This window comes from Prosthecobacter gellanilyticus (assembly GCF_007992435.1).
Taxonomy (GTDB): domain Bacteria; phylum Verrucomicrobiota; class Verrucomicrobiia; order Verrucomicrobiales; family Verrucomicrobiaceae; genus Prosthecobacter; species Prosthecobacter gellanilyticus.
On sequence record NZ_BKAG01000004.1, the window covers coordinates 215,370 to 239,231 of the forward strand.

At 59.8% G+C, this 23,862-nt stretch carries 18 protein-coding genes and 1 tRNA gene; 10 read left to right on the forward strand and 9 right to left on the reverse strand.

Going from position 1 to position 23,862, the window contains the following annotated elements:
* Positions 1 to 36: 36 nt before the first annotated feature.
* Together BGE01nite_RS04870 and BGE01nite_RS04875 are read right to left on the reverse strand one after the other, a co-directional pair.
* Positions 37 to 2,520, reverse strand: a complete 2,484-nt coding sequence (locus BGE01nite_RS04870; protein ID WP_146849142.1) for a c-type cytochrome — start codon at positions 2,518 to 2,520, stop codon at positions 37 to 39.
* Between the two features lie 59 nt (positions 2,521 to 2,579).
* Positions 2,580 to 2,816 carry a ferredoxin gene (locus BGE01nite_RS04875; protein WP_146849143.1) on the reverse strand — a complete coding sequence of 79 codons (237 nt, stop codon included), beginning with the start codon at positions 2,814 to 2,816 and terminating at the stop codon, positions 2,580 to 2,582.
* A gap of 89 nt (positions 2,817 to 2,905) precedes the next feature.
* Between BGE01nite_RS04875 and BGE01nite_RS04880 the strand changes: the two genes are divergently transcribed.
* From BGE01nite_RS04880 to BGE01nite_RS04905, 6 genes are all read left to right on the forward strand, one after another.
* Complete coding sequence (locus tag BGE01nite_RS04880) at positions 2,906 to 3,817, forward strand: LysR family transcriptional regulator (RefSeq protein ID WP_146849144.1); 912 nt, start codon at positions 2,906 to 2,908, stop codon at positions 3,815 to 3,817.
* Between the two features lie 94 nt (positions 3,818 to 3,911).
* Positions 3,912 to 4,226: a DUF3817 domain-containing protein gene (locus BGE01nite_RS04885; RefSeq protein ID WP_146849145.1), complete on the forward strand. Its 315-nt coding sequence runs from the start codon at positions 3,912 to 3,914 to the stop codon at positions 4,224 to 4,226.
* 71 nt (positions 4,227 to 4,297) lie between these two features.
* Complete coding sequence (locus BGE01nite_RS04890) at positions 4,298 to 6,256, forward strand: sialate O-acetylesterase (RefSeq protein ID WP_146849146.1); 1,959 nt, start codon at positions 4,298 to 4,300, stop codon at positions 6,254 to 6,256.
* A gap of 57 nt (positions 6,257 to 6,313) precedes the next feature.
* Entirely contained in the window at positions 6,314 to 7,273 is a 960-nt protein-coding gene (locus BGE01nite_RS04895; protein WP_170266594.1) for a right-handed parallel beta-helix repeat-containing protein, read from the forward strand.
* Positions 7,270 to 9,342, forward strand: coding sequence for a CehA/McbA family metallohydrolase domain-containing protein (locus BGE01nite_RS04900; protein WP_146849148.1), 2,073 nt, complete (start codon positions 7,270 to 7,272; stop codon positions 9,340 to 9,342). The genes BGE01nite_RS04895 and BGE01nite_RS04900 overlap by 4 nt, the downstream gene beginning before the upstream one ends.
* A gap of 302 nt (positions 9,343 to 9,644) precedes the next feature.
* On the forward strand, positions 9,645 to 11,093 hold the full coding sequence (locus tag BGE01nite_RS04905) for a DUF1501 domain-containing protein (RefSeq protein WP_146849149.1): 1,449 nt from the start codon (positions 9,645 to 9,647) through the stop codon (positions 11,091 to 11,093).
* Between the two features lie 285 nt (positions 11,094 to 11,378).
* On the opposite strand, the gene BGE01nite_RS04910 is transcribed toward BGE01nite_RS04905, so the two are convergent.
* The 4 genes from BGE01nite_RS04910 to BGE01nite_RS04925 all read right to left on the reverse strand — a co-directional run bounded on the left by BGE01nite_RS04910 (position 11,379) and on the right by BGE01nite_RS04925 (position 15,613).
* A complete protein-coding gene (locus BGE01nite_RS04910) occupies positions 11,379 to 12,902 on the reverse strand; it encodes a hypothetical protein (protein ID WP_146849150.1) in 1,524 nt (507 codons plus the stop codon).
* 50 nt (positions 12,903 to 12,952) lie between these two features.
* Entirely contained in the window at positions 12,953 to 14,500 is a 1,548-nt protein-coding gene (locus BGE01nite_RS04915) for a LamG-like jellyroll fold domain-containing protein (RefSeq protein WP_146849151.1), read from the reverse strand.
* The gene (locus BGE01nite_RS04920) at positions 14,493 to 15,029 is read right to left on the reverse strand and encodes an RNA polymerase sigma factor (RefSeq protein WP_146849152.1); all 537 of its coding nucleotides are present in this window, start codon (positions 15,027 to 15,029) and stop codon (positions 14,493 to 14,495) included. The genes BGE01nite_RS04915 and BGE01nite_RS04920 overlap by 8 nt, the downstream gene beginning before the upstream one ends.
* Before the next feature lie 317 nt (positions 15,030 to 15,346).
* A complete protein-coding gene (locus BGE01nite_RS04925; protein ID WP_146849153.1) occupies positions 15,347 to 15,613 on the reverse strand; it encodes a hypothetical protein in 267 nt (88 codons plus the stop codon).
* Positions 15,614 to 15,734: 121 nt separating this feature from the next.
* On the opposite strand from BGE01nite_RS04925, the gene BGE01nite_RS04930 reads away from it, so the two are divergent.
* The 3 genes from BGE01nite_RS04930 to BGE01nite_RS04940 all read left to right on the forward strand — a co-directional run bounded on the left by BGE01nite_RS04930 (position 15,735) and on the right by BGE01nite_RS04940 (position 17,336).
* Positions 15,735 to 15,819 (forward strand) — tRNA-Leu (locus BGE01nite_RS04930).
* A gap of 19 nt (positions 15,820 to 15,838) precedes the next feature.
* A complete protein-coding gene (locus tag BGE01nite_RS04935) occupies positions 15,839 to 16,375 on the forward strand; it encodes a cytochrome P460 family protein (protein ID WP_146849154.1) in 537 nt (178 codons plus the stop codon).
* A gap of 166 nt (positions 16,376 to 16,541) precedes the next feature.
* Entirely contained in the window at positions 16,542 to 17,336 is a 795-nt protein-coding gene (locus BGE01nite_RS04940; RefSeq protein WP_146849155.1) for an ABC transporter ATP-binding protein, read from the forward strand.
* 59 nt (positions 17,337 to 17,395) lie between these two features.
* Here BGE01nite_RS04940 and BGE01nite_RS04945 read toward each other — a convergent pair whose 3' ends face one another.
* Positions 17,396 to 21,067, reverse strand: a complete 3,672-nt coding sequence (locus BGE01nite_RS04945; RefSeq protein WP_146849156.1) for a hypothetical protein — start codon at positions 21,065 to 21,067, stop codon at positions 17,396 to 17,398.
* 297 nt (positions 21,068 to 21,364) lie between these two features.
* On the opposite strand from BGE01nite_RS04945, the gene BGE01nite_RS04950 reads away from it, so the two are divergent.
* Entirely contained in the window at positions 21,365 to 21,685 is a 321-nt protein-coding gene (locus BGE01nite_RS04950) for a hypothetical protein (RefSeq protein WP_146849157.1), read from the forward strand.
* Between the two features lie 121 nt (positions 21,686 to 21,806).
* On the opposite strand, the gene BGE01nite_RS04955 is transcribed toward BGE01nite_RS04950, so the two are convergent.
* Both BGE01nite_RS04955 and BGE01nite_RS04960 read right to left on the reverse strand, forming a co-directional pair.
* A complete protein-coding gene (locus BGE01nite_RS04955) occupies positions 21,807 to 22,781 on the reverse strand; it encodes an AraC family transcriptional regulator (RefSeq protein WP_146849158.1) in 975 nt (324 codons plus the stop codon).
* Between the two features lie 48 nt (positions 22,782 to 22,829).
* Positions 22,830 to 23,744 carry an aldo/keto reductase gene (locus tag BGE01nite_RS04960; protein ID WP_146849159.1) on the reverse strand — a complete coding sequence of 305 codons (915 nt, stop codon included), beginning with the start codon at positions 23,742 to 23,744 and terminating at the stop codon, positions 22,830 to 22,832.
* Positions 23,745 to 23,862: the final 118 nt, after the last annotated feature.

The following is a 23,862-nucleotide window of genomic DNA, read 5'->3' on the forward strand; positions in this document are numbered from 1 at the left end:
AGGACCATGGGCGGCGAATGATTCACGCAGCGTCGTTTACTTCACAAACATCGGGTCCTCGGGATTGCCCTTGCTGAGGAGGTAGGCCAGGAGGTCGAGGATGTCGTCCTCCTTCAGCATGAAGAGCAGGCCGGGAGGCATCATGCTGATCTTGCTCTCTTCCGTTTTTACCACGTCGCGGGCATCCACATTGGTAAAGTTATTTGGGTCCATCATGTTCGTGCAGACCATCATGATGTTTTCCTTCATGTTGGCGATGCGGCCCACAACTTGGCTGCCGTCTTTCTTGGTGAAGACGGTGCTGCCATACTGGTCGCTGATCTCTTTGTTAGGATCGAGCACGTGCTCCAGAAGGTCGCGGGGGCTGTATTTGCCTGCCACGCTGGTGAGGTCCGGGCCGATGGCGCCGCCTTCGTTGTTGAAGCGATGGCAGGCAAAGCAGGTGGCCGCGCCGAACATGTTGCGGCCATTGGCGAAGTTGCGGTTGCCTTCAAGGCCCACGCCGAGGGATTTCTCCAGCTCAGGCAGTGTCCAGGCCTTCACAAACTGCATGGGCTTCAGCGTGAAGCTCGGGGCTTTTGGCTCTGGCTTGGCATCGAGCACGTCCTTGATCTCGGCTTTCTCCGCATCTGTCATGGTGGCGATGGCGTTGGCCTTGATCTCATTGATGAAGAGATCAAAGGAAGCGCCGCCCTTGTAGTTCGCAGCGCGGAGGAACCACTGGAAGTAGTCGCGGCGAAGTTCCTTCGTCCAGCCGGTGGTGGCCATGCGCAGGATGCGTGCGTAGTCGATCTGCTCTTCCTGGGTCGGGGCGCCATTTACCAGCGGCTCAGCCTTGGCCACGATGCCCTTGTCCCCAAGCATTACCAGGAGCTCACACAGGTCACGGTCGAGGCCGGCGTCGTGAGTCGGGAAGAGTGGATTGAGACGGTCGATGATGCTCTTGGCGAGGTCGTCCTTCGGTTCGCCATGACGGCTGACGGTGAGCCAGTAGTCACGGATCAGCGTGTTGCGGGAGATGCCTTTGAGAGACTTCAGGTCGATGCTGTTCAGCGCGGCGATGATCTTTGGCTGGAGGTCTGCGTTCTTCGTGCAGCGGATGAGGGCCATGATGGCGGTCAGCGCGGTGCGCGGTTCTTTTTCATTCAGGGCCTTGTCCTGCCACTGCTCCAGCGGCTGATGCTCGATGGCGATGCGTGCGGCAAAGCGGATGAGGCGGTCTGCGTTGGCCAGCTCTGGCCAGGCGGTTTCCACGGCCTTCGGATCTTGCTTGCCGTGGAAGGCCTCCAGCTTTTTGCGCAGCACGTTTTCGGCACTTGGGCCGGTCAGTTTGCCCTGATCTTCGACGATGCTGCCCTCTCCGACGTAGGTCACGCGATAGAGACCCGACTGCACCTTGCGGCCGCCGACGCTCACGTACATGGCACCGTCTTTTTTGGAGACCTCGATATCCGTGAGGGGCAGGGGAGAGGCGCTCATGAACTCCTCCGTCACGCCTGTGTAGCCGGAGCCATTGGGAGTGAGGTGCACGGCATACATCTTGCCATAGCTCCAGTCGCAGATATAGAGCGCTTCGCTATATTTGGTTGGGAACTTCGCGCCATAACCAAAGGCCACGCCCGTGGGCGATCCTGGGCCGATGTCCACCACGGGAGGCAGGCTGTCTTCCCAGCGCACCGGCCATTTCTTGCTGCAGGTGCGCCAGCCAAACTCACCACCGCTCTGCATCATGCAGACGCGGGTGGGGCGATACCACGGCGTGCTGGTGTCCCACTCCATGTCCGCATCGAAGCCGAAGAGATCACCGCCTTTGTTGAAGGCGATGTCGTAGGTGTTGCGCGTGCCAGTGTTTACGAGTTCCCATTTCTTGCCTTCGGGATCCGTCTTTGCCACCCAGCCGCCTGGGGCCAGCACATCACGCATAAAGCCGCGGCCGAGCAGCATTGGCTGCAATTGATCTTCCGCCCAGTTCTGGGGCACAAGGCTGCCGTCCACCGGCGGGACAGGAGTCTGGTTGCCACTGACGCAGTAGATGGAGTTGCCATCTGGACCGACCACAAGTCCGTGCGGGCCGTGCTCGCCAGCCTTGCCTGGGAAGGCTTTCAGAAGCTCCACCGCATCAAACTGGTCATCGCCATTCGTGTCCTTGCAGCGATACAGACCGCGACCCTGATAAGCATCGTCATTCACGATGCCGTAAAGCGCGCCGAAGGCATAAAGCAGGCCCTGGCAGTGGCCGAAGTCCACGCTGAGCTTCTCCACCTTCGTGTCGCCTGGGCTTCCATCGAGGGCTGGAGGAGTGATACGATACATCGCGCCATATTGGTCGCTGCAGATGAGGCGACCTTTGTCGTCCTGGGTCATGGCCACCCAGGAGCCCTGCTGTTCCTTGGGCACGGAATAGAGGAGCTCGACCTTGAAGCCCTTGGCGACTTTGACCTTGTCCGCCGGAGTGGCGGCTTCTTGGGCATGGAGAAATCCTGAGGCAAGCAGGACGAGAGGCAGGAATCGATGAGTCATGGGTGGTAGCCCACGAAAAACGAATCTCTGCCTCCCGGCAAGGTCGCAGTTGAGGGGGATCAGGAGGTTTCGAGGTCCCCGATCGCCTCCACAGGGCAGTTAGAAACGGCCTCCAGGCAGAGCTGGACCTCTTCCGCAGTTTCGGGTTGGTGATGAACGAAGGTCTGGCCAATCTCATCATGCCGACGAAAAACGGCGGGGACGTCTTCAGGGCACATGCCGCAGTCGACGCAGGTGGAATCAATGAAGAAACGTCCGGGGACGTTTTGCGGCAGTCGGTCAAGCAAGTCAGCCATAAGCGGGTGGGTTGGTTTGGGTGAGGCCCCTTCTTCGCTCACTCTAAAAATTGCGTGAAATTCATTAAATGCAGGTATTGTTGCAGGCAGTGCAACAATACCTTTCCACGAAACCCTTCGATCTGCATGCCCTGCACCTGTTCCATCTGGTGGTGAAGCATCGCAGTTTCACGCGAGCCGCGCGTGAGGCTGGCTTGTCTCCGAGTGCCCTGACCCGGCAGATGCAATCACTGGAGCAACGGCTGGGATTGAGCTTGATTCAGCGCACCACGCGTTCGGTGGAGGTCACGGAGGCCGGGAAGTTTCTCGCGACTGAAGCGGCAAGGCTCATTGGCAGTGTAACCTCCGCTCTAGACGGGCTGCATGCGAATTTTGGCAGTGCGAAACCCGAGGTGCGGGTGAGTGTTTCACGCACGCTGGCCATGGCGCACATGCCGGGTCTGTTTCACGCGAATCATCAGCGCCATCCCGAAGTGGTCTGCAGGGTCAGTTATCATCCCAGCAGCACGATCCTCACGGCACTGGATGCGAATGAAACGGACATCGGTGTGCTCTGCCCGCCCTCGCCGCTGCCGGACACGGTGCGGGTCACGCATCGGTTCAAGGATCGCTTTGAACTCATCGCGCCTGCTGAGCTGGCCGGCAAAGCTCCGCTGAAGAGGCAGGATCGGTTGAAGGTGTGGCTGCAGGCCCAGCCCTGGCTCATGCTGGATGCGACGACGAACACGGGCAAGGCACTGCGCCGCTGGATGAGCCGGCAGCACCTGTCCGTGCAGCCTGCGATGGAGCTGGATAGCTTTGACCTCATCATCAACCTCGTTGCTTCAGGTTTTGGGCTCGCACTGGTGCCGCGCCGTGCGCTGGCCTTGTATCGCCGGAAGGAGTCCATTGTGATTCTGCCCATGGCAGCGCACTTTGAGAGGGAGGTGGTGGCTCTCACTCGCAAGCATCGCAAACTGCCGCTGCATGTGGAGCGGTTTGTGGAGAACATCTTGTTCTGAACCGGCCCGATTTTGCGCACTTGTGAGGATGCGATGCTTTATCGCATGAAACTTGCGCCGTGTTCGGCTAGGTCTGTGTTCCCCTATTTCTGCCATGTCATTCATCCGCTGGTTTCGTTTCACGGCTCTTGCCGAGGCTGTCTCCTTCCTGATACTGCTCGGTATCGCGATGCCGTTGAAGTATGTCTGGCATGAGCCGATGGCGGTGAGGGTCGTTGGAATGCTTCATGGAGTCTTGTTTGTGCTGTTTTGCCTGACGCTGGCGCTGGCGATGAAGGCAGGACGGTGGTCGATGATGCGAGGCGCGGGGCTTTTCCTGGCTTCACTGGTGCCGCTGCTGCCCTTCTGGCTGGATGCCAGGGTGCGGACCTGGGAGGCAGAAGCTGAAGGGGATGGCGCGGTGGGGTGATGCGGGGATTTTAGCGCTCCCACGAAAATGCCTGGAAAGTTTGGCAGCGGCTCCGTACAAGGCTGCCCTGCATGAAACCTTCCTTTTTCGTTGCCTGTCTCATCTCCCTATCGTCCGCGCATGCCGCGGTGAAGCTGCCGTCTATTTTCACCGACCACATGGTCCTGCAGCGCGACAAGGCGGTGCCGGTCTGGGGCAAGGCAGAGCCGGGTGAGGAAGTGGTGGTGGAGTTCGCCGGTCAGAAGAAGACCGCGAAGGCTGATGCGAGCGGCAAGTGGATGGTGAAGCTGGACCCGATGCCCGCGAATGCCGAGCCACAAGTGCTGAAGGCGGGCACGGTGAGTGTGCAGGATGTGCTAGTGGGTGAGGTGTGGCTGGCCTCGGGCCAGTCTAACATGGAATGGGAAATGCAGATGAAGCCTGACACCAAGGCGGACATCCCGAACACGACCCATCCGAACCTGCGCCTGATCGAGATCCCGAAGACCGTGGCGCTGACTCCGCAGGATGATGTGCCTGCCGCCTGGGCGCGCAGCGCGCCAGAGAGTGCCGCCAGCTTTTCCGCCGTGGGTTATTATTATGGGCTGAAGCTGCATGAAGAGCTCAAGGTGCCTGTGGGTGTGATCCAAAGCGCCTGGGGTGGCACGAGGATCGAGCCGTGGACGACCGCTGCGGGTTTCGATGCGGTGCCTGAACTGAAGGACTTCGCGGCCAGTGTGCATGCCCAGAGCCCGGGTGATGAAGCCTATCGCGCGGCGAACGAAAAGCATCTCGCGGCGATTGAGAAATGGACACAAGCCACACGTGAGGCTTTGGAGAAGAAGCAGCCGGTGTCAGCGATGCCTGCCCAGCCTGCCACGCTCAGTGCAGGCTCTGGCACGCCGACGGCCCTTTATAATGCGATGATCCATCCGCTGGTGCCGTTCGCCATTCGCGGAGCCATCTGGTATCAGGGCGAGTCAAACCACGGCGAGGGCTTTGTCTACACAGACAAGACGAAGGCGCTGCTGGCCTCCTGGCGCAGTGTGTTTCAGCAGGCTGACCTGCCGTTCTATTTTGTGCAGATCGCGCCCTACCACTATGGCGAGGAGAATGTGGAGATCCTGCCGCAGTTCTGGCAGGCGCAGCGCAAGTGCATGGAGATCCCGAACACGGGCATGACGGTGATCACGGACATCGGCGAGGTGCCGGACATTCATCCCGCTAAGAAAAAGGAAGTCGCGCGCCGTCTTTCGCTCTGGGCCATGTCGAAGACCTATGGCAAAAGTGAGATCGATCCGAATGGTCCGCTCTATGCGAGCCATGCTGTTGAAGGCGGCACGATCCGAGTGAAGTTTGATCATGCGGCCAACGGTCTGGCCTCGCGCGATGGCAAGCCGCTCTCGCACTTTGAAGTGGCCGGTCGTGACGGCATCTTCCAGGCCGCCGAGGCGAAGATTGATGGTGACAGCGTGATCATCAGTTCCGCGAAGGTGCCGGAGCCACGCCGTGCCCGTTTTGCCTGGAGCAAGCTGGCGATCGCGAACCTCATGGACAAGGACGGTCTGCCTGCCACGGCTTTCCACACGCACTGGCCTGTGGATCCTGACCAGGGCGAGAACTTTGCCCGTGGCTGCACCTGGACCAGCAGTGACCAGAATAACTATGGATGGGACACAGGTCTCACCGACGGTTCCTGGGCGTCCTTCTCGCCGAACTGCTATGCCACGAGCAACACGGAGAAGTTTCCGAAGCATGTGACCATCGACCTGAAGCAGGCCCGCACGATCAACCTGGTCAGCCTGGGCGCACCGGAGATTGGCTCAACCAAAACCGTGGCCGTGTCTGTCAGCGCAGATGGCAAGGACTTCAAAGAGGTAGGCAAGCATGTGTTTGATCTGGGCAAGGCTACGCGCGCTGGCATCACCTTCCCGGATGCCGAGGCTCGCTACATCCGCCTGACCTATCTGGATCATCACGACAAGATGGCGGGCAACTTCCCGGCCAGTTTCGCCTTCACCTCCGAGGTCGAGGCTTACAAGGTGAAGTAAGACAGCTATCGTAAAGATAAAAGACAGCCAGCGGGCTTCATGAGCGTTATCAGCGCCATGAAGCCCGCTCTCTTTTTGCTGCTCATCCCTTGTCTCCTCCATGCGCAAACCCCTGTCGGCGCGCAGGGCACCATCGGTGCTCCAGCCGGGGCCAAGGTGGTGAACCGCCTGGAGATCACCAAGCCGGGGGTGTATGAGAACCTCATCATCGATGGCGAGTGGAAGCGCGGGAACCTGGTGAAGATCACGGCGGATGATGTGACGCTGCGAAACTGCGAGATCCGGCACAGTGCGGGCAATGGCATCGGTGTGTTTGGCAGCAAGGTGGTCATTGAGAACTGCCGCATCCATCATCTGCTGAATGGCACCTTTGAGGATCAGCAGGACGCGCATGGCATCTCCGGGCGCTGGGGTGATTTGGTGATCCGGAACTGTGACATCTCGTATCCCTCGGGAGATTGCATCCAGTTTGATCCGGATCGCCAGTCCAGCGGCAAGGTGGTGGTCGAGAACTGTACGCTGTGGACAGGTCCGCTCACCGCTGATCTCGCGAGCTTCAAGGCAGGGCAGCGTCCCGGCGAGAATGCGCTGGACACGAAGGTGAAGCTGGATGGCCCGCGCTGCCAGCTCATCATCCGCAACTGTCACATGCATGGCTGGAACCAGCCCGCGCAGATCGACAATGTGGCGGCACTGAACCTGAAGGAGAATGTAGATGCGGAGGTGACGCACTGCGTGTTTCAAAACAACCAGATCTCCCTGCGTGTGCGCGGTCCGGGCAGCCGGGGTGGAGCGCATGTGACGGTGAAGGAATGCGGCATCTTTGATTCGCAGGCAGGCATCCGTGCCGAGGACAAGATCGAGCAATTGAAGCTGACGAACATCGGCTTTGGCGGTGACATCGGCCAGAAGATCACTTTCGCCAATGGCAAGGCTGGAAAGGGTTTTGAGAACAGTGGAGAATACAAGGCTGCCTCGGCGGATGAGATGCTCAAAGGCAACTTTTCCAAGCCATGAGACGCTCCTTTTTGCACCTGTTGTTAGTCGTGCTGCGTCTTGGCAGCGCCACGGCTGCGGATTCTGGCGCGGTGATTGAGCGCAAGGATGGCAGTGCGGAGGTGTCTTGGCCGATCTCAGAGAAGGAGCGTGGCAAGATCGTCTTCAGCTTGAAGGAAGACCAGCCCTTGATCAAATCCATCAGCGTGGGAGAGAAGCCCATCGTGAAGGGATTGAATCCTGTGACGCTGCTTACCGTGGGCAGCCGGGACATGAAGAGCCCGGCAGGTTGGGTGGCCTTCTTCGACAACCCGCGGCTGCGGCACTATGACACCTATGCTGTGAAGCTTGGCAGGCGCTCGCTCAATGATCTGAAGGATGGAAACCGAGTGCTGCTCCAGGTGGCGGAGGTTTCGGCGGGTCCCTTCAAAGGCCATGTGCAGTTCACCTTGTATCGCAACAGCCCGCTGATCCTGATGGAGACGGTGTTGTCCACCGAGGAAGATGGGCGCGCGATCGTCTATGACACGGGACTGGCGAGTGCCAAGCCAGATTGGAAGGCCACAGTGTGGCGAGACACGCAGGGACAGGTTCAACGGGCGCCTTTGGATGTGGGAGCTGAGGCTTCTAATCTCGCCGTGGCCGGACGGGCAATCGTCGCGGAAGGCGAAGGCGGAGCACTGGCGGTGTTTCCGGCGCCCCACCGTTTCTTCTTTCCGCTGGATGAAGCTTTTAATCTAAAGTTTGTTTGGTATGGGCGAAACTATGGAAAGCTGCTGCCGGACTATGGCATCGGGATCCGTCAATCAAATGACGGAGACAAGCGCTTTGTGCCCTGGTTCAATGCGCCACCGAACACGAAGCAGCAGCTGGGCATGTTCTGCCTGATTACGGATGGTGGTGGCGAGAAAGCGCTGGATGAGGTGGCGAAGTATACGCATGCGGACCGGTATCCGAAGCTGCCCGGGCACTCGACCTTCACGAGTCACTACCACATCGAGCATACGAAGGAGTATCTGCGAAAGCAGAAGGAGCAGAACACGACTGGAGTGCCCGCAGGACTGGAGGTGCCTGGCTTTGTGAAGACCTTTAAGGCACGTGGCGTGAACATCGTGCACCTGGCGGAATTTCATAACGGGCAGACGCCGAAGATGAAGCGTGATGAACGCCTTCTGGAACTCGGCACCATGCATCGTGAATGCGAGCGGCTGTCAGATCCGGAGTTGCTGATCCTGCCGGGTGAGGAGGCGAATGTGCATCTCGGTGGGCATTGGCTGAGCTTCTTTCCGAAGCCGGTTTACTGGGTGCTGAATCGCGAGGGAGGGAAGCCTTTCGCGGAGCAGGTGGAAGGCTTCGGCACCGTGTATCACGTAGGTGACCCAGGGGATGTGCTGGAGCTGATGGAGAAGGAGAACGGTCTTATGTGGACCGCGCATGCGCGGATCAAGTCCTCCATCGGCTATCCGGACAAATACAAGGACAGCGAGTTCTTCCGCTCGAAGCATTTCCTCGGCGCGGCGTGGAAGGCCATGCCGGCGGATCTTTCGCGCCCAACTCTCGGCTGGCGTGTGCTGGATCTGCTGGATGACATGTCCAACTGGGGCGCGCGCAAGCAGGCGCATGGCGAGGCGGATCTCTTCCGCATGGAGACGGACTTCGAGACTTATGCGCACATGAACATCAATTACCTGCGCCTGGACAAGCTGCCTAACTTCAAAGATGGCTGGCAGCCGGTGCTGGATGCTTTGCGCAGCGGGGCTTTCTTCACCACAACCGGTGAGGTGCTGATCTCGGATTTCACCATCGATGGCAAGGCCAGCGGTGAGACGGTGAAGCTCAAGGCAGATGCTGATCCGGTGCTGGAAGGTCATCTCGAGTGGACTTTTCCCCTGGCCTTTGCGGTCATTGTCTCGGGAGACGGGCAGAAGGTCACCCGGCATATCGTCAATATGAACGATACGGAGCAATTCGGCTCCCACGGGATGAAGATGCCGGTCGACTACCTGAAGGAGCGCACCTGGGTCAGGCTGGAGGTCTGGGATGTCGCGGGGAACGGGGCGTACACGCAGCCGGTGTGGCTGGAGAAGTAGGCAAAGTAGCCATCACACTCCGTGTGATGAGCTGGACGCACTGCCTACACAAGCAAACCTCCGGACATCCACGTGAGGACATTTTTGCGAAAGCGCGTGGGCTTATGTCGGGCCTCGAGTGCGTCACCTCACACAGGTCATCAATCTGCCGTGCTTCAGATAAAGAAAGCTTCGCTGGTTCGGGCGGGCCGTTTGAATTTGGTGATGGGGTGTTTTTTCGCACTCCTCGGCTCATCACACGGAGTGTGATGGCTACTGTACGATGCGGCCTGGAGCCGCCGTATGACTATGCCCCCTTCGCAATGAAACGTCCTCAAGTCTGCTCACGTCGTCACTTCCTGCATGCCAATGGCTACAGCCTCGGCACGCTGGCGCTTGCCTCGCTGCTGGAGAAGCAGGGGCTGCTGGGCGCGCCTGTGAAGCCGGTGATCGACACGAATGTGCGGTATGATCTGACGCCGAAGAAGCCGCACTTTGAAGGCCGCGCGAAGGCGATGATCTCCCTCTTCATGATGGGCGGTCCTTCGCAGATGGATCTTTTCGATCCGAAGCCGATGCTGACGAAGTATCACGGCCAGAAGTTCCCGGGTGAGATCAAGTATGACAACCTCGCGCAGGCTTCGTCGAAGTGCTTTGGCTCGCCGTGGAAGTTCCAGAAGCATGGTGAGTGCGGCATGGAGCTCAGCGAGCTGCTACCCAATCTGGGCAAGGTGGTGGATGAGATCACCATGGTGCGCTCCATGACCTCCGGCGTGAGCAATCACGCGCAGGGCCTGTATGCGATGAATGCGGGCCGCAGTGTGGCGGGACGTCCGGCGCTCGGTTCCTGGCTGACCTATGGTCTCGGCAGCGAGACGGATGAGCTGCCCTCCTACATGGTGCTCTCGCATCCGGGCGGTCTGCCCACTTTCCAGGGGGAGCATTTCACGAATGGCTGGCTGCCATCGCTCTACCAGGGCACCTTGGTCAGGCCGACCGAGCCGCGCATTTTGAATCTGGATCCGCCGGCTTCACTCGCTGGAACACCGCAGCAGCGTCAGCTCGATTTGCTGCGCGTCTTCAATGAAGATCATTTGAATGCGCATCCTGGCGAACTGGATCTGCAGGCGCGCATTTCCAGTTATGAGCTGGCTGCAAAGATGCAGACGGCGGCCAAGGAGGCGCTCGATATTTCCGGCGAGCCTGAGCATATCAAGAAACTCTACGGCGTGGATAACCCGATCACGAAGGACTACGCCACGCGCTGCCTCATCGCGCGTCGTCTGGTGGAGCGTGGTGTGCGCTATGTGCAGGTGCTGAATGCCGGGCAGTCCTGGGACCAGCACAGTGCGCTCGCTTCCTCTCTGCCGAAGCTCTGCGGGGCGATGGACCAGCCGAGCGCGGCGCTGCTCATCGATCTCAAGCAACGCGGGCTGCTGGACAGCACTGTGGTGCACTGGGGTGGTGAGATGGGGCGTCTGCCGGTGCTGCAAAACGATGCTGGGCCGGAGAAGTGGGGGCGCGATCACAACACCTATGGCTTCAGCTCATGGCTGGCGGGTGGCGGTTTCAAAAAAGGTTATGTCCATGGTGAGACGGACGAGTTTGGTCACAAGGCGGTCATCGATGAAGTGAAGCACTATGACTACCACGCCACGCTGCTGCACTTGTTTGGCCTGGATCACACGAAGCTGACCTACAAGCGCAACGGGCTGGCGGCTTCTTTGACGGACAATCAAGGAGCGAAGGTCATCGACAAGCTGATCGCGTGAAAGTAGCCATCACACTCCGTGTGATGAGCTGAACGCACGGCGACTACGAATGACGTACGTGTGTCCACGCCAGGGTGTCTGTGCGAAAGCGCATGCGGATTGTGTGGCCTGCTTTCGCCGAAAAGGTTCTCTCTCCATGTAGGACCTCAAGGGAGTCGTGCTTCAAAGAGGCCAAGAAAGCTCCGCTGATTCGGAAGGGCTCTTTGAGTTCGGTGACGGGGTGTGTTTGCGTGCTCCTCAGCTCATCACACGGAGTGTGATGGCTACTATGCTGCGCGATGGCGACTATGGTGTCCAGGCGAGGCGGTAGAATTTGGGGCCGGTGCTGACGGTGTCTTGCTGGGTGGCGGTGGTCGCGGGAGTGGTGTCGGCGGTGCGGAGGGTGGTCAGGGGCTGCCAGGTGGTGAGATTGCTACTGTGCTCGATGGTGTAGGTTTTCAGAGGATCGAGCTGCGAGAGTGAGATGGTGGCCTGCGAGCCGTCTCTTGTGACGCTGAGCTGCGGACCGGTGCCGGTCTGGACTTCCCAGGAGAGGCCGTAGGTGATGCTGTTGCTGCTGGCGCTGACTTCGAGCACGTATTCGCCAGGAGGCAGGTTGCGAAGGAAGAGGTGCTCGACGTTGTCGATGCTGCTGATGCTTTCATCGACGACGGCACCGACCGTGAAGCCGCTGGCGTGACGAAGGTGCAGGTTCAGATTGGCGAGGGTGGAAACGGTGTAGCTACTGGTGATGCTGCGATGCCAGGTGAGGGTGGCGGAGACGGTGCTGCCCCATTGGTTAGGCAAAAGCGTGAAGAAGTAGTGGTGCGGTGAGGAGGCGCTGCTCGTGCCGCGATCCCAGCCGCGCAGGCCGCGAGAGACGCTGTTGCTCGCGGCCTGACGGCCTGCGGCGAGGATGTGATAGGCATTCAGCACATTGAGCTGGCCTGCGCCAAGAACCTCATCATAGGGGCGGCTGGTGTTCACGCGCTTCCAGCCGAGGAGGCTGCTCTTCGAAGCCCCACTGAGGATGATGGACTTCACCACACGCGGGTCATCCGCATCAGGGAAACCCGGGCGGATGGCATCGAGAAGCAGAGCGGCCACGGAACCGACACAAGGTGAAGCTGTGCTGGTGTAGGAGGCATTGACCACGATGTCCGGCTTCATGCGGCCGTTCGTGTCGAGATTGCTGTGTGTCTGCGGGTGGCCTCCGTCCATGCGGCCTGCGGTGATACCATGGTAGGCGTTGGCGAGGAACTTGGCCATGGACGGGCCATTGTTCAGAGGAGTGAGGGCCACCACCGCATCACGGTTCACCATGAAGTCGAAACGCCGGATGAACTCCTGGTTCACATTTTCATCCTCGTCTCCGCCTACCCAACTATGATTCTGGATGCTGCCTGTGAACGCGGGGATGGGGTTGGAGAAATAGACCTGACCGGCAAAGTCGTCCGCCCACCAGGCATGCAGATTCGTGACTCCCTGGCTCATGCTTTGGGTGCCGCAGAAGAGATTTGCCACGCCGGAGGCATGGTCAGAAGTTCCGCTGGCACCGGAATGCGGGGTGATGGTTTTACCTGCCAGATTGCCCGTGCCTGCAAAGGCTACGGTGCCGGTGGTGGCCTGCGGAAGATAGACCGCTGGCACGGTAGGCGGATCTGCGAGGACGGTGCTGGCCTCGGACATCATGAGCGGAATGCCTGCGCCCGTGGGCAAAGCGGCGCCAAGCTCGGCCTGGAGTTGTGGAAGACCTGCCTCGTCACGCCAGTCTGCCTGCGCCGTGGAAAGCACGGTGAGGATGAGACTGGTGAGGAAGGTGGTCTTCATGAGGCCGCCGAATAATGGACGACTCTGAGACCGGTTCAAACGCCAGATGCTCAATGAGCCAGCTTGGCGATCTCCGCCTCGCTGAGCACGCGGTTGAAGAGCATGAACTCATCCATCACGCCGCTGAAGTGGCGGATGGCGACGTTGCCGTTCTTCTGGCCGTTGTTCCAATTGCCGAGTTCAGCGACGGTCATGCGAATGGGGAAGGATTTGTCTCGTGCCTCGCGGGCCATCAATTTGCCATTCATGTAGTGCCGGATTTCTCCAGCCACGGGATCAATGCAGGTGGCGAGGTGCAGCCACTGGCCGAAGATCTCGGGCGTGAAGACAGCAGCGGTGTCGTAGTCATGTGCATGAGCGCCCAGGCGGCCGGCGATGCCAAGGCGCAGTTTGCCCTCGCGGGTGATCTGCCAGTGCACCGCGCCGTCGGCATAAGCTTCCACCATGAAGAGGGAGTTGTAGGCACGGTCGAGGCCGTGAATGCGCACCCAGGTGCTCAGCGTCAGTGCTTCGTGATAACCTGGAATACTGAGGCGCACGCGGTCGCTAATGTTGCGGAACTCCAGCGCGCGTTTGCCTGCCCAGCGGCCTTCCGTCCACTGACAGCCGACGATACTGCCCGCAGGAACTTGTTCGGCCTTTAGCGCATGGTTGTTCAGAATGCGTGTGTGGCTTGGGTCTTGGAAGTTGAGCCTGATCAGCAGGGCTGGATCAGCATCCCAGCGTGTACTCTTTTGCAACCATTGCTCAAACGAGACTCGCTGGGATTCAGCGGTGCGCTCATCCACATCGCCAAGAGAGGCGAAGGCTCCATGATCGGCGGCGAGACGCTGCACGGTGTCTGAGAAGAGGGCGGCCTCGCCTTCCTTCAGCGGCTGCATTTTCGAGCCATCGGGGTGCAGCTCGACCTCACCTTTGAAGACATGGACTTGAGCTTCGGGCGAGTTCAGATCGAGACCGAAATCCGTACCGAGATCCACGACGGTGCCTTTCGGGGTTTGGATGCGGAAGCCCTTGGCCTGTGGTGGCACGTGGGCGCTGAGCTTGCCGGAGGTGCAGCGGGCTTCGCTGACGGACACGAGCTCGAAGTTCGCGGGGCCTTCGAGAGTCACGCGGGCTCCTTGGTAGAACTCGATCTGGGCGATGCCGCTCTTCAAGCGCAGCATGCCAGGGGTGAGAGGTGTTCCTGGTTGCAGTGCGCGGCCTTCCCACTTCGCGTCGACTCCACGCATGAGCACCGCCACGGCATTGCTGGTGGCTTCGGTATCATTCGTTAGGTTATAAAGCCAGGTTCCAGCGAGGGTGACGCAGGCTGCCAACGCGGCCACGGTGGTCATGGGCAGCCAGCGTGTTTTTTTGGAGGCGACGGGGCTGATGACGCGGGATTCAACCGATGCGGGAACGGATGGTGCCTGCTGCACGGTGCTGGCGCCTTCGGAGCGTAGCATGGCATCGAGATGCAGCTGATCCATGAGCCGGGTGGAAAGCGCGGGATCACGCTGCAGCAGGTCCATGAGAGCGGCGGCTTCTGACTCGGTCAGGGAGTCTTCGAGGTAGTGCTGGATGAGCACCTCGGGATCATGAGTCTCCTCACGCATAAGCGGCGTCTCCTCCTTTCTGAATCTGACGCTGGATGCACTCGCGCAGTTTATCGCGCACACGGGAGAGGGCACGGCAGACGGTGTCCGCCTTCATCTCCATCTGCCCGGCGATCTCGGGTGTGCCGACATCGTGGTAGTAGTAGAGCTGGACGAGCTCGCGACTTTTCTCCGGGAGCTTTTGCAGGCAATCCCGCAGGATGACGACCTCTGTCTCATAGCGCGGTGCCACATCCTGCTCCTCGGCGAGCTGGCGGATGTGCTCGGCCAGCTTTTGCACGACCTCCGGCTTTTCACGGGTGCGCTCCCGCCAGAGGCGCATGGCCACATGGCGGGTCATGGTGGCGAGGAGGGGCCGCAGATCCTTCTCCAGCTCCCAGCGGTCTTCCTTGCGGATGAACTCCAAAAACGTCTGCTGGGTGATGTCATCCATCAGCCCTGGCCAGGGCGCATACTTCAGCGCCACGCCCTTCACGAAGTCGTGATGGGAGAGGAAGATCTGGGCGGCACGTGTCTCGTGGGAGGTCATGGGCTTTCATGATACCCGCTTTGGGGAGGAAAACCGGACGAAAAAACTCGCCGATGTTTGATGGTGCGTTGTTCGCCCGGCCCAACTCATGGCGTTACCGCCCTCTCCTGGGCTACGGACGTGGATGGGATGATGCTGAGTCTAGAGAGACTGCGAAGATTCGAAGAATCCGCCTAAAGGCGGGGCTCCGAACGCTGAGTGCGGCGGTCCGTTCGGCCCAACTCATGGCGTTACCGCCCTCTCCTGGACTATGGTCGTGGAGACTGTGAAGGTTCGAAGATTCCGCCTAAAGGCGGGGCTCCGAACGCTGAGTGCGCTCAGCTCTCCTGCGGGTAGTTCGCGGGGGCCTTGGTCTCGGTCTCGATGAACTCGAGAGCCTTGGAAAAGCTGGCTTGCTGGAGGAAGTGGTTCAGGCGGCCGGGGAGGATGGGCTTCAGGCGGTGGTGCTCAGAGGTGATGAGCTCGGAGACCTGCTGGAGGGCGGCGAGATGGCCCGTCGCGTCAGCATCGCGGAACTCATGGTCGCTGATGAGCTGGATCCTGCGTTTGAGCAGGGCATGGAGAGAGCCGAATTCTGGGTTCATTTTCCGGAAATACGCCTGCCGGGCCGCGAGGACAAGAAATGTCTTCAGGGGGCATTCCGGCTGACAATTCATTTGCAGGCGGCCCATGGTCTGGAATCATGGGCGCGCAGCAGCCCTCAATGCCTGAGTGGCGGAATTGGTAGACGCGCCAGACTTAGGATCTGGTTGAGTAATCAGTGCAGGTTCGAGTCCTGTCTCAGGCACCACCCTCAAGAGAAGCCCACCATGAAAACAGGCCTCAGCATTTTGGGTATGATGATCGGTGTCGCCGGATTGCTTCTGGCTGATGCTGCGGACTCTGCTCCGAAGATCACGAAGGAGACGGTGAAGAGCTTTTATCTGAATTACACACGGCTCACGGAGAAGCCTTATGGGGTGAATGCGATCTTGTCGCTGCTTTGCTCGAGGCCGACGCCGGAGATGATCGATAGACTGAAGTCAGCGCATGGGCCACACTACACGAACTCTATTCATCTGTATGCGAACGAGAATGCGGCACCCGTCTACAAGGACGCCAAGAAGGTGCTGCCGGTGGGATCCGTCATTGTGAAGGAGAAGCTGGATGACACACTGGTGGTGAGGGGCATTGGCGGGATGATCAAGCGTGAGGCGGGGTTTGATGCCGCGAATGGTGACTGGGAGTATTTTTACTTCGACGGCCATGTGGGCTTCTCGCGGGGCAAGCTGGCGAACTGCGCAGGGTGCCATGCGAAGGCGAAGGAGACGGATTTTGTGTTCACGCGGAGGGTGACGCTGAAGTGAGGGTGATCTGAGGCACGCGGTATAGGCGGGGGCTTCCAGCTCCATCGGACTCCCATCCACCCCATTGGAATGGGGTGGTACGTCAGGGCCAGGCATTGAATCCTCATCTCCAGTGGACTCGTGGGCTGGATGGGCTACGAAGCGGGCCCGACTCTGTTTCCTGACCATGTCTGCTGATTCTCTGCTCCGCACTCAAGCCGCCACGTTTGTTCGTGGGGGACGCCGTATCTTGAAAGGCATCGACTGGGAGGTAAAGCGCGGGGAGCACTGGTGCATCCTGGGGCCGAATGGCTGCGGGAAGACATCGCTCATCAATCTGATCACGGGGTATGAGCCGGCGACGGATGGCGAGATCCAGATCGGCGAAGACGTCTTTGGCAACAGCGACTGGCGCGAGGTGCGCAAACGCGTGGGTTTGGTGACGAACACGCTGACGACCTACATCGAGCCTGGCGAGCCGGTGATGCATGTGGTGGCGAGCGGACGTGATGCGAAGCTCAATCTATGGACGCCGCCTTCCGCCTCGCTGAAGAAGCAGGCGTCGGGCTTGATCGAAGCCGCAGGTTGCGCGCATTTGAAGAAGTCTCTGTGGGCCACTCTTTCGCAGGGTGAGAAGCAGAAGATCCTGATCTGCCGTGCGCTGATGGCGCGGTTTGAAGTGCTGATTTTGGACGAGCCGTGCGCGGGGCTGGACCCTGTGGCGCGTGAACACTTCCTGAACTGGATGAGTGAGATCAGCTCGTGGCCGGAAGCACCTTCTTTGGTGATGGTGACGCATCATGTGGAGGAGATCCTGCCGTGCCTCACGCACGTCTTTTTGCTGCGTGACGGAGAGGTGCTGAACCAAGGGGAGAAAGCGGATGTGCTGACAAGTGCGGCGCTGAGCACGCTCTATGGGGCGAAGGTGAAGCTGGGGCTGAAGGAGGGAAGGTATTCGCTGAAGGTGATGGAGGCGGTGTGAGACAAAAAAGGCGGCTGGATGAACCAGCCGCCTTTGAGTTTAACGAACTTTAGTTAGGCTTATGGAACCGGATTGGCGGTGGGGTTGAAGACGATGCTGTAGTCCAGCGAGAAGCTGTCGTTGCCGTCTGTGGTGTTCGGGCCGACGCCGACGTAGATGATGTCACCTACCTGAAGCAGGCCGACGTTGTGGTTGAAGTTCAGCGTGGCGGCGGGAGCGCAGTTGTTGTTGAAGGTGTTGGTGAAGACGGTGCCGCCTGCGGTGTCTGTGTAGACCTGCAGTGTCAGGCCGTTGCCCATGGTGCTGCCGGAGGTGACGAAGCTGCTGTTGACGCCATAATAGCCGGCAAGCTTCACGGTGTAAGCGGCGAGCACGAAGCGGTCAGGCGAGCCTGCGACCTGCTGCGTGGAGCCCTTGCCTGGATGACCACCGGTGCTGTGCAGCTTGCCGTAATTGCAATCCGTGCCGGTGGCTGGATAGGCGAGACCATTCAGCATGTAGCCGGGGGAGGCGATGCTCCAGTTCAGCGCGCGGAAGTTGTCCGGATTCGTCACGGGGCCAGATGCATTCCACCAGTAGCTCCAGGCGGGCAGGGGAGCGGTGGGCTTGAAGTCATCGCGGTAGTCCGCGATCACGCGTGTGCCGCTGGCGACGGTGAAGGCCAGGGAGACCTGGGTGCCGCCTGTGGGCGTGGCCTTGATGGTGTGGGCGCCTGCGCTCATGACCTGGGTGGCGTTCGGATTTCCGGAGGTGCCGTAGAGTGAGTAGGGTGGCTCAGCACGAGTGTTCGTGGCAGCGGTATCGAGCTGCAGCACGACGGAACCCTGGGCGCTGTTGAGGTTGGCGCGGATGCTGAAGCTGGTGGTGCCGATCTTGGCGGGATCAATGACTGCACCTGCGGTCAGTGGCATGAGCTCTTCGCCAGTGGCATCGACCACGGTCCAGCTCTGCACGGTGGCAGGGCCGGTCCAGGCGCCGAGCATCCATTCGTCGATCAGCTTGCCGCCAGCGCCAAGGGTGGTGGCGGTGGTGGGCTGGCCGGTGAAGTCGATGAGGCCTGCTGGGATCTGGCCATAGATGCGGCGGGGTGGCTGCAGGGGCTGGCGGCGGCTGTCATCCTTGGCGAGGAAGTCGGTGTCGAGCGTGATGGCATCGAGATCGAGGCCGGGTGCGCCTGCGGTGTGATGACAGGTGATGCAAAACTGGTTCTGCACGCTGTGCGGACGTGGCGCATTGTGGAAGAGCGGGCCTTCAGGGAAATGGATGCTCTGGCGCAGGCTGACGGTGCCAGCGGGGATGTTTTGCGTGTGCACGGCGAAGTCCTGCTTGTAGTTGTAGAAGCAGGCATACTTCGGATGGCTGGTCTCGCCGTAGTCCTTGAGGTGATTGGAGATCACATCATGAGCCCAGGTGGGGAAGCGATCTGCGAAGTGGGTTTTCAGAGAACCGGTGTAGGCGCTGGGCAGGCCGACGAGCGTGCCGCCGGCGTGGTTGCAGCAGGTTTCGAAATCGACGGCATGGGCGATCATCTTGAACTCATCGACCCAGCCATTGAAACCGGTGATGCCAGTGCCGGCGGCGGGCTTGCCGAGGGTCAGCTTGCCGACAGTGGGCATGAAGAGGGAGGTGTAGATATCGCGCCAGCGATGGAAGAGGATGCCGTTGAGATGGAAGTCCACCTCGGTGCCGTTGTTACGGGTCTGGAAGGCCAGATGAGCCCAGCCTTTTTGCGGCATGAGATCATCCAGATCATTGGCCGGGACTGTGGCGAGCGCGGTGGGCAGGGTGATGCGGTTCACGATGACGCCAGCGGTGTTTGCATACATGATCTGGCGGCGGCCATAGAGGCGGATGCTGCTGCCATCCGGGAAAGTCACAAGACGGCGCTCAGTGGTGTCATCCGTGAAGCGGCAGTCAGCGAACATGCCGATGTACCAGCTCTTCTGGCGCACATTGACTCCGGCAGGCTGGGCGAGCACATCGAACTCGAGGCCGATGCTGCCATTCATCCAGAAACCTTTGCCATGCACACCACCGGTGGCTGCGGGCTCGAGGCGGCCACCGCCGATGACGAGGCCGCTCTTCGGAGCGATCCAGCGTGTGCTGACAGGTGTGGCAGCATTTGCCAGCTTGATGGGATTCGTGAAGGCATTGGTGGTGCCGCCGACCCAGCCGCTGTGATGGGTGTAGTAATTGCTTCCCGTGCCGCTGTTCACGAAGGTGAGCGCGCCATTCATCGGGGCGATGATGAAGGCATCGGGGTCGAGGTAATCGTCAAAAGCGACTTCGTCAGCCTGCTTGCCATCGGTCATGAGCCAGGCGACATCGCGCAGGTTCATGGGCTTGGCCCACTTGCGGTAGTTGAAGAGGTTTTCGATGGAGTCGATGATGTTGCCGTTGTCGTTTTCGCCCGCAGGCATCTGCTTGGTGGCACGGCCAAAGCCGAGGCGGAGCTTGCCGTTTTCGTTGCCGAGAGGGCCGCTGTTCGGATTGAAGAGGGAGACCATGCGTGACTGCGGGCCCATGGTGGTGTCACCGGCGCCGACGGCGTAATCCATGTCGTTCAGGAAGTTGTCGAGCTGCACCAGTTTGCCGTGGGTCCAGAGGCCGATCACGGAGACGCACTGGTGCTTGCCGCCGTCTTCCACATCATAGATGGGAGTTTCCTCGGGCACGCCGGTCTGGGGGTAGCGGCTGTTGTTCCAATTGGTGCCTACCAAATAATGCAGACGGTCAAATCCAGCCTCGAGGAAGAGGATCTTGGCGTGACGGTCCATCCAGGGATAGGAGCCGCCGATGTCCTCGCCATCAGGGATGAGATTGCCCTCGGTATCGCGGAAAGGAGCACGAGCGAAGCCGAACAAATTATTGATGCGCGTGTCGTAAGGCGCGTGGGAGATGGGCACGCAGTTGTTCCACTGCGAGGCATCAGCGGTGGCGCCTGACGGGTAGTAGCAGTAGACAATATCGCAGCCCTGACCGGAGGTGACGCCGGGATTTCCCGTGACGGGATCTGTCCAGGTCATGGAGGGACTGCCGACACGCACGATGAGCAGGCGTCCGTCACCCACGACCATGGGCTCGAAGGCTCCGGCCTGGAAGGGGAACTCGATGCTGGCCGTGGTGGTGCCGGTCTTGGTGATGGAGGTGATGGCGGCGGAGGTGGTCTTCGGATTGCTGACCACGATGCGGATCGGCGTGGAGAAGAACTGGGTGCGCGCGGTGCTGCCGGTGCCGGTGTTGCTGGTGACGACGACCTTCACATTGTAGACGTCGTTGCCATTGGCATCGACGGTGGCGGGTGTCTCGTCCCAGATGCTGGCATGGGAGACGCCTTTCACTCCGTCGGTGTATTGAAAGCGACTGGCGCCGGCATTCGCATAGCCGTCCATCCACTTCACGGTGGTGTTCGTCATGGTATAGGAGCCCGCGGCATTTTGCAGGAAGGGGACCGTCATCTTTTCCGGCATGAAGAGCGTGTAACGTGGCGTGCTGGAGTCAGGTCCTCCTCCCTCCACGCAGATGCTGACGCGGCCGTCCAGCGTGGTGCGGTAGCCGGGCACGTGCGGGCGGGTGAAGCTGCTGTTTAAATAGGTGGCCCCTGAGTAGTTTTTAATCACCCCGGTGACCTCTCGCCAGATGGCGGGAGAGTCTGGAATGGCCTGACTGAGAAGGGGGACGGCAGGACATAGCACTGCCACGGCGGAGAGGATGAGGCACGATGTTTTCATTCGGGCACCTTGGTTGGGTGGTTGGTGCCGATGAAACTAGGTGGTGCGTGTTTTCAGGGCTTGGACGTTTCGCCTGAAAATTGGAATATTTCGCTCGTGATGGAGCGGTGGACGCCACTGGATGTCATGGATTTGTAAGCGGGGTTGTTCTGATCGGTTGAATCAGTACAATTTCAGAATTGGCGGCACTGTCCCTCTGCGAATTCTTGATAGCGAACTTCACGGAGGCATCTTCAGGAAAGACAATGCATTCCGACGAACTTGTGGTTTTGCAACTAGGGCAGTTAATTTGAAGCTATGAAATTGATCGATCTAATTACGCTCTTCCGCGAAGGCGCAACCTTCGAAAACTTCTGCAACGAGCAAGCGCTGAATGCCGAATCCGAAGTGATCGAAATTTACGCACAAGCCCCTGTGAGCTTGGAAGCACAGCTTGCCTTTTTCCCCATCGAAGAAACGGAGGGGCGGACTGAGTTCCAATCGGAAGGTATGTTGTATCGTAATCTTTTCGACTTTTTCTATTTCTTGGAAGTGATTAAAGACCTCAATGATAGCGAAGGACCGACAAATTCAGAGCTTGCTCAGAAGCTCTTTAGATATGCGATTAAAGACGCGTAAAAGGAGGTAGCCAAAGGCAATACTGCCTTGCCTGCGAGTCTGATTGGCTGCGCAACCAGCTTGACGATGATGGCTGCTTAGCTTCGACGAAACGAGCCTTTATGAACTAACAAAAATTGAATCACTGCTCCTGATGCTTTCTGCGGTAACCGAGGGGTGCGCTGGCATATTTGGCTTTGAAGCAGCGCATGAGGTGGCTTTGATCGGCGAAGCCGGTCATGTGGGCGATGGTGGCGACGCTGTCATGAGTCTCGCGCAGGAGCTTGGCGGCGCGCTCGACGCGGAGATCGCGCACGTACTGGGCGAAGCCCCAGCCGGTGGTGTCTTTGAAGAAGGCGCGGAAGCGGCTGGTGCTCATCCCGGCGGCTTTGGCCACAGCAGGCTGGGTGAGCGGCTCGTGGGCATGCAGAGAGATGTGGTCCAGCGCGCGGCGGAGGCGCTGCTCGCGTTCGGGACGATCCAGCGGCACAGCGGAGGTCTGCTGGCCGCTGCTCATGATCTGGCCGAGCTGGAAGAGGACGCGGAGGAAGTGCAGCTTGATCTCCAGCCAGGGCTCACGGCCTTTCTCTTTGCCAAACCAAAGGTGTGTCATGTCCTGCAGCGCGGCATGGACATCCGCAGCACCTGCATCACTGCCACGCAGCACGGGCATGAGATCGGAATCACGATGATCCCAGGCGGAGAGGAAGCCCTGGTCGAGCTGGGCACCGGTGGATGTGATGAGCTGGGCAGGGAAGAGGATGACGAGGGCGGTGTGCGCGGCCTCCATCTGCATCACGCCGTGGATTTTTAGCGGGTCCACCAGGACGACATCGCCCGGCTCAAACTGGAAGCGATCATGGCCCACGCGGAAATCACCGCGGCCTGAGAGGGCGATGAAGCACTCGTAGTAGTCGTGCCAGTGCATCCAGTTCTCCCCGACCATGCGGCGATAGCCCGGGTAACGCTGGTGGCTGATGATGAGCGGCAGCGGCTCGGGAAAAGTGCGCGGAAGATATCGCCGCGTGTCAATGCGGCCCGCGAGGTCAAAGACCTCCTGGGGCTGGGCGGTGAGGAAGTCCAGCAGCTCGCGGGTGGTGGCATGCAGCGGCTTCATGACATGGCGGGAGCCGGACAGGGCATAACCAACTGTCCGGCAATATGATCACGGAATGCCGTGGCCTTTGGCGGCGGTCCACAGGGCATACCAGTCCTCGCGATCGAGCTTGATGTCGGCGGATTTGGCGGTCGCGACGAGGCGGTCGATCCGGTTCGTGCCGATGATGGGCAGGGGCTGGCTCGGGTGCGCCATGATCCAGGCATAGGCGAGCTGGTCCACCGTGGCATCCCCATACTTGGCGCTGAGTTCCGCGCACTTGGCATGGATGCGTGAGGAGGCGGACTGTGTCTTGTCCATGAGCGCGCCTTTGCCGAGCGGTGACCAGGCCATGGGCTTGATGCCGAGGCGCTGGCACTGATCACCCGTGCCATCATAGATCGGGTCCATGTGCAGGAGGCTGAACTCGACCTGGTTGGTGACTAGCGGCTGGGCCATGCGGGAGTTCAGCAGCTCAAACTGATGCACGTTGTAGTTCGAGACACCGGCGGCGCGGATCTTGCCCTCTTTGAGCAGTTTGTTGAGGCCTGCGGCGGTTTCATCCGCGCTGGTGAGCCAGTCCGGGCGATGCACGAGCAGGAGGTCGATGTGGTCGATGCCCATGAGGCGGAGGGATTTCTCCGTGCTCTTCACGATGCGCGCCGCATCCGCATTGTAGAAGGCGGTTTTGCGATCGGGATGGTAGTCACAGGGCACGTAGATGCCGCACTTCGTGACGATCTCGAACTTGTCGCGCAGGCCGGGCTCCTTCTTCAAGGTCTCGCCGATGAACTCCTCGACCTTGTAGAGGCCGTAGATCTCCGCCGTGTCGAGCGTGGTGATGCCGAGCTCGAGGCACTTGTGGAAGCGCTTCAGCAGGTCCGCCGAATTCGCGGTGTCTGCATCATCCAGGATGCGCCAGGTGCCATAGATGAGTTTCGAAAACGATGGGCCGTTCGGAGCGATGGGGAGGCGAGGGATCATGGGGAAAATCAGGGTTCGGGCGGAAAAGCCGATTCAAGACAAAATCGGGCCGGTTGAGAACAGAAAAGTGCGGGGTGTTCTCGCAGGGGATTTGCCTGGTGTAACCAGACAAGCTCAA

Coding starts and splice junctions, on each gene's coding strand:
- BGE01nite_RS04950 (WP_146849157.1), top strand. CDS start 21,365: ATGAAATTGATCGATCTAATTACGCTCTTCCGCGAAGGCGCAACCTTC.
- BGE01nite_RS04915 (WP_146849151.1), bottom strand. CDS start 14,500: ATGCGTGAGGAGACTCATGATCCCGAGGTGCTCATCCAGCACTACCTC.
- BGE01nite_RS04905 (WP_146849149.1), top strand. CDS start 9,645: ATGAAACGTCCTCAAGTCTGCTCACGTCGTCACTTCCTGCATGCCAAT.
- BGE01nite_RS04940 (WP_146849155.1), top strand. CDS start 16,542: ATGTCTGCTGATTCTCTGCTCCGCACTCAAGCCGCCACGTTTGTTCGT.
- BGE01nite_RS04955 (WP_146849158.1), bottom strand. CDS start 22,781: ATGAAGCCGCTGCATGCCACCACCCGCGAGCTGCTGGACTTCCTCACC.
- BGE01nite_RS04870 (WP_146849142.1), bottom strand. CDS start 2,520: ATGACTCATCGATTCCTGCCTCTCGTCCTGCTTGCCTCAGGATTTCTC.
- BGE01nite_RS04875 (WP_146849143.1), bottom strand. CDS start 2,816: ATGGCTGACTTGCTTGACCGACTGCCGCAAAACGTCCCCGGACGTTTC.
- BGE01nite_RS04910 (WP_146849150.1), bottom strand. CDS start 12,902: ATGAAGACCACCTTCCTCACCAGTCTCATCCTCACCGTGCTTTCCACG.
- BGE01nite_RS04920 (WP_146849152.1), bottom strand. CDS start 15,029: ATGACCTCCCACGAGACACGTGCCGCCCAGATCTTCCTCTCCCATCAC.
- BGE01nite_RS04885 (WP_146849145.1), top strand. CDS start 3,912: ATGTCATTCATCCGCTGGTTTCGTTTCACGGCTCTTGCCGAGGCTGTC.
- BGE01nite_RS04960 (WP_146849159.1), bottom strand. CDS start 23,744: ATGATCCCTCGCCTCCCCATCGCTCCGAACGGCCCATCGTTTTCGAAA.
- BGE01nite_RS04900 (WP_146849148.1), top strand. CDS start 7,270: ATGAGACGCTCCTTTTTGCACCTGTTGTTAGTCGTGCTGCGTCTTGGC.
- BGE01nite_RS04890 (WP_146849146.1), top strand. CDS start 4,298: ATGAAACCTTCCTTTTTCGTTGCCTGTCTCATCTCCCTATCGTCCGCG.
- BGE01nite_RS04945 (WP_146849156.1), bottom strand. CDS start 21,067: ATGAAAACATCGTGCCTCATCCTCTCCGCCGTGGCAGTGCTATGTCCT.
- BGE01nite_RS04935 (WP_146849154.1), top strand. CDS start 15,839: ATGAAAACAGGCCTCAGCATTTTGGGTATGATGATCGGTGTCGCCGGA.
- BGE01nite_RS04895 (WP_170266594.1), top strand. CDS start 6,314: ATGAAGCCCGCTCTCTTTTTGCTGCTCATCCCTTGTCTCCTCCATGCG.
- BGE01nite_RS04925 (WP_146849153.1), bottom strand. CDS start 15,613: ATGAACCCAGAATTCGGCTCTCTCCATGCCCTGCTCAAACGCAGGATC.